This window comes from Paenibacillus sp. P4_A7, from assembly GCF_056402455.1.
The window spans coordinates 1-4,975 of record NZ_JBFUHJ010000420.1 but is presented as its reverse complement, the minus strand read 5'-3'; the positions used below and the strand labels follow the sequence as shown (position 1 = coordinate 4,975).

The following is a 4,975-nucleotide window of genomic DNA, read 5'->3' as shown; positions in this document are numbered from 1 at the left end:
GTATGCGGTTTAATATTCGCCGATCTAAATGCCGCCCCATTTTTCCATCCAAGATTCAAACGTATCCTCTGAAGAAGGGTTTTGTTTGCTTCTTGCTACAAATCCTTGTTTTTTACCACTTTCCGTAGCGGTCGGCGTGGCTTCAAAGCGAATATCCATGGACCAGCGAACGGCATCCGATTTGTTAGATAACGCCCGGTGGGGGAGCAGCTGGTTAAAAATCAATACGTCGCCAGGATCCATTTCGATAGAAATGCCTTTCAACTGCTTGGCATCTTCCTTTGACAAGCCTAAGAATTCGGTAGCTTCATCCACGACGCCTTCAAGCAACCTATCTGTAAAATATCCAGGCGCAACCTGCAGGCAGCTGTTCTGCTCCGTTACTCTTTGCATCGGCACCCACATTGAAATCACCTGCACATGCTCCTCATCGCGGAAATACTGCGCGTCTTGATGCCATGGCGTATCGGTCCACTTTTGATCGGGCAACTTCGGTCTGGCATTAAAAATGCCATGTACCGAAACTTCGGTCGTACCGAGTAAGTCTGAAGCAATGTCGACCAATACAGGATGTCGTAAATAGTTGAACATGTCGATGCCGACAAGTTCCCTCCAAGGGCTTCGGTTATACTTAGGCTTGCCTGCTGCATGCCAGAGCTCTACCAGCCGGTGCTGAAAATCTAGATCCGTGCGTTTATCTTTCACCAGGCCTTCTGCAAACCACTTGTCTACCAGCTCATCAAGCCAGCTCTCAAGAATTGCTTTCCCCGAGTGCAACAAATCTTGCGGTATCACCCCTTTGGCATGTAAATAGCGGTTACGTCTATAAAAGTCGATTTGATCTTCATTTAAAATTAACGGCATAGCTGATTTCTCCTTTTCGTTAGAATAATCTCATTATAGGTACAAAATGTTGCCTTGAATATGACCTAATGACAGAAAAATCCCTTGAAATTTAACTATTTGTAGTCAATACTTAAGTGAAGGAGCTGTTGATTATGAATTTACCTTTTCATTTCACGAAGATGAATGCGGGTATAATACTAGGATCGAGTGAATTTCGGACCGTAGAACCTGGATGGTCATATCATCAGCATTATCATGAAGAATTTGAGTTACTTCTTTGTCAAAAAGGGCAAATCATAGAATGGATTCACGGCGAATCTATAGAAATAAAAGCCGGGGACTGGATGCTCATATCCCCGGGTATACGGCACAGTATCATCAGCCTGTCCAATGATAATTTTTCTTATTTCTATATCCTTTTCGGGTTAGAGGATGGGGAAATGAAAACGGATCTTCAGTCGATCAACTATGTCCACTTGCAAGGCCCTTTTCTACAATTGCAAAAGCTGTTTGTCGAGATCCACTGGCTTTCCACCGAACTTCCATTGCAAAGAATTCGACTTTATTCCACTATGCTTCTTTTGCTGGACGAGGCTTTTCAAGTTATTTTTAGTGAAAACGAGCGCGTTCGTATTCATCGAAGAATGATAAATGAGCGGGAAATCGAAATGGCTACTACGATTGAACGAATGTTGGACGAAGGGCTTCAGGATCCCATCACGATCAATGAGATCRCCAAGCGGTTATTCGTAAGCCGAAGCTATTGCAATGACGTGTTCAAAAAAGTGTACGGTATAACACCGGGGCAATATCGCAGCTTGTTAAAACAAAAAATGGCGAAAGAGCTTATTCTTCATACAGAAATGTCAATGGAAGCAATAAGCGAATCTCTCGGTTTTTCTTGTATCGGCGCTTTCAGCCGGCAATTTCGCCATTGGACATCGCTGTCGCCGCTTCAATTCCGAAAGGCGAATAAACGTTACTTATGAGATTACTACTTTTCTATTTTGAGTTATCGTCGCTTGCTTCATGAGATTATGGACAAACGAAAGTCACCCGACCTCTAGGCTTACTTTTGATAAGCTGCGAAGCAGGAAACACTGGAATCCCCGATTATTCTTTATCTGCCCGAACACACTTTCGGGTTCAACCATATGTCTCACCGACAGCGCATAACCTTCCTCGCTGTGCAGCTTTTCTCTCACCTGCTGCTTTTAGCGCTTATATCTTAGACTGACTCAAATCTCTCGGTCTCCTTGCTCCTTCGTACATGCAGCTTTCATTGGACAACCTTCACAGCTCACGCTACGGTAATGACGATATCGGATAGAATTCGCAAGAATGCTCCATCTTTGAATGGTAGCCCTTCTAGTTATTAATGGCTTAAAAACAAAAGAGAAGTTTACGAACTAACAGGTTCGCAAACTCCTCTTTGTATGTAACACTTATTCACAATGAGTGCTCTAATGCTCATGGTGCCATAATTTATTTAGGTCGCTGTCTTCATAAAGTGATGAATTCCCTGTAATGTACTAAGCAACGTATTCTCGCTTAACTTTATGGATAAAGAAATACCATACTGATTAAACTCCCGCTTCAAAGCAGGCAAGAACAAGTCACCGCTCTTCGCGATTTGGCCTCCAAAGACGATAGCGTCGGGCTGAAATTTGATCATTGGCAACTCAAGAATTCGCGCCATGCGTTCACCGAACATTTGGAACAACAGGATCGCCCGCTCGTCCCCTGACATGGCCGATTGCGCAAGCTCCCTCACATCTTGTCCGCCAGAGAGATCGATTCCGATTTCAACTGCTAAGCGAAGCACCCCGCGGCGAGAAATAAAATCATCTGCAATTCCATCTTCGAAAGGTAAATGATACAGCCAGCCGTTCTCTGGCACATCATGACGTTGCTTGATCAATTGGCCATTATCCACGAAGCCGGAGCCGAGTCCAGTTCCGATGGTCATGCACACAACGCGCTGGGCTGCAGATGCTTGACCATATACAGCCTCCCCAAGAGCAAACATGGAGGCGTCATTTTGGAATACTAATTGCCAATCCGGTGTTAAGGATGCTGCGATTACAGCATCCTCCTCGTAATCAGACCGCAGCCTTTCGCCGATATTAACACCATAAATCGCTTCGAATTTATTTAATCCTTGAATATAGCTAATTCCTTGTTCATAGTCGAATGGACCGGGAAAGGCATATCCTATTCCATAAACACGAGCTCCCGGTACATCTGCTAAACGAACAACTAAATTTCTCGTGATATTCCTGAAGTGTTCTGCTATCTCATCGGCAGTTCCATTAGAGTGCGCCTCATACTCACTCATCGTATGTTCCAGGACTGATCCATCCATATGAATAATTCCAGCCTTAATATAGGTTCCACCTACATCAAAAGCAAGTAAAAACTGATTCTCCATGACGACTCCCCCTCAATGATTAAGCCCGCACATATGCTTTTATCGTGGCGATTGTCTGGCCTAAACTTGGCCCACTAGGGCGAATCGTATACCGCTTGACGGATGCGGGTACGATGAAGGTTTCAGCATATCTTATAATGTAGGGATCAAATGCACCATCAGGGCTTTCTACGGTTGCTTCTTCACCTTCTATAAGATTAAGCATTTGGACACTTCCATTCGCCTCATGCGTAACTTGCTCGGAGAACCAGTGACGGCGCGTTTCTATAAACTGGAGCTCGTGCATACCCGTCCGTTCTTCTTTCCAGCCAGTTCCTTCCGAGACAGGTACAACCTGATCAATAAGCTCCTTCTCAACCCATTCTGTCCTGCGATCCCACTGCATGACCTTCGATCCATGATCAAGGTGTACTGGACGCGGTTTACCATCGAGACCAATCTGACCCCAATCCCACAATTTAAAGGTGAATATATAAGGTGTCGCACTAATCTCTAGAACCATGCAATCCGCTGCCGAGCAATGGATGGTTCCAGCAGGAATGAGAAAATGTTCATGCTTGTTCGCAGGGTACGTATTCACATATTCCTCTACGGGGAACAATATCTCCCCAGCCTGCGCACGCTCTAGATCTCGCCACATCTGCTGAGCATCAACCTCTTCCTTTACTCCGAGATAGACAAGCGCACCCGGCTTAGCATCCAATATATAATAGCTTTCGTCCTGCGTATATGACATGCCGAATGTTTGCTTAATATAGTCCGTGGTTGGATGAACCTGTAAGCTGAGATTTCCTCCACCAATCGTATCCAGAAAATCGAATCGCATTGGAAATTCAGCCCCGAAGCGTGCGTATACTCGATCTCCAAGTAGCTCACGCGATTGAAAAAACACCAAGTTTATCGAAGGCAATTCAACGCGGACATCGCCATATTGGAAGTAAAGACTATTCTCCTCTGGCACTCCATCGAAACCCCATGCATATGGCTTCTCTTGTGGTGGCAAGTCTATGTGTGCTTCCAACCATGTTCCACCCCATACACCCGGGTCGAAATACGGAACTAAACGGAAAGGCTGCGAAGCCGTCTGCCGCAAACCGTTCATTAAAGCTTCACTAGTAAGCATCTTCGGATCGTCTTTCAAGTTCGTATCCAAATAATAGTCGATTTTATCAAACAATTGACGTTTCAAACGATCCGCCATACGCCATTCGAAGAAGAAACCGCCTTTATATTTGCGTAAAATCTCCTCCTCATGATTGTCCATACGCCAATTGCCGAATTCCTTAGAACGATAACGCTGCTGAATTTCCCAACGGGCCATATCTGCATAGACGAGTATGTCTCCCTCGGTTACTAGTGAAGCTCCGAAGCCAATTACTACGACAATACCACTCTGTATCGCATTTACTTCATCCTTCAAAAACTGCAATCGATCTTCTTCGTAAAACTCGTTAACTGTACATGGTGACATGTAGCCAAACACCCGATCGTCCGTTAGATACCGTTGAGCCAGCTTCTTGATTTTCTCCCCGGACATCGCTGCCTCTTCTGAGCGAATCACCGTCACCTCTCCTAGACTCGCTTCAATAGCGCTAATGATTTCATCTTGGCGAACCGTCGGGTAACATTCTATAACAAATACCACTTTAGGAATGTTTAAGCTTCTCCCCCGGTCTTGAAGCTCCTTCACAATTTGAT

At 45.0% G+C, this 4,975-nt stretch carries 4 protein-coding genes and 1 pseudogene; 1 reads left to right on the top strand and 4 read right to left on the bottom strand.

Features of this window, described 5'->3' with window-relative positions; all coding sequences use genetic code 11:
* Positions 1–24 precede the first annotated feature (24 nt).
* Positions 25–864, bottom strand: coding sequence for a phytanoyl-CoA dioxygenase family protein (locus AC1DWN_RS27865; RefSeq protein ID WP_477562137.1), 840 nt, complete (start codon positions 862–864; stop codon positions 25–27).
* Positions 865–998: 134 nt separating this feature from the next.
* Here AC1DWN_RS27865 and AC1DWN_RS27860 point away from each other — a divergent pair, with 134 nt between their 5' ends.
* Positions 999–1,835, top strand: a complete 837-nt coding sequence (locus AC1DWN_RS27860; RefSeq protein WP_477562136.1) for a helix-turn-helix domain-containing protein — start codon at positions 999–1,001, stop codon at positions 1,833–1,835.
* On the opposite strand, the pseudogene AC1DWN_RS27855 reads toward AC1DWN_RS27860, so the two are convergent.
* The 3 genes and pseudogenes from AC1DWN_RS27855 to AC1DWN_RS27845 form a co-directional block, all read right to left on the bottom strand.
* Positions 1,830–2,165 (bottom strand): annotated as a pseudogene (locus AC1DWN_RS27855) (transposase); the annotation flags it as partial. The gene AC1DWN_RS27860 and the pseudogene AC1DWN_RS27855 overlap by 6 nt on opposite strands.
* Before the next feature lie 170 nt (positions 2,166–2,335).
* On the bottom strand, positions 2,336–3,277 hold the full coding sequence (locus tag AC1DWN_RS27850; RefSeq protein ID WP_477562135.1) for an ROK family protein: 942 nt from the start codon (positions 3,275–3,277) through the stop codon (positions 2,336–2,338).
* Between the two features lie 19 nt (positions 3,278–3,296).
* Positions 3,297–4,967 carry a class I mannose-6-phosphate isomerase gene (locus AC1DWN_RS27845; RefSeq protein ID WP_477562138.1) on the bottom strand — a complete coding sequence of 557 codons (1,671 nt, stop codon included), beginning with the start codon at positions 4,965–4,967 and terminating at the stop codon, positions 3,297–3,299.
* Positions 4,968–4,975: the final 8 nt, after the last annotated feature.

What these genes read in the sequence shown, in the direction of transcription:
- AC1DWN_RS27865 (WP_477562137.1), bottom strand. Translation starts at nt 864, where the DNA reads ATGCCGTTAATTTTAAATGAAGATCAAATCGACTTTTATAGACGTAAC.
- AC1DWN_RS27850 (WP_477562135.1), bottom strand. Translation starts at nt 3,277, where the DNA reads ATGGAGAATCAGTTTTTACTTGCTTTTGATGTAGGTGGAACCTATATT.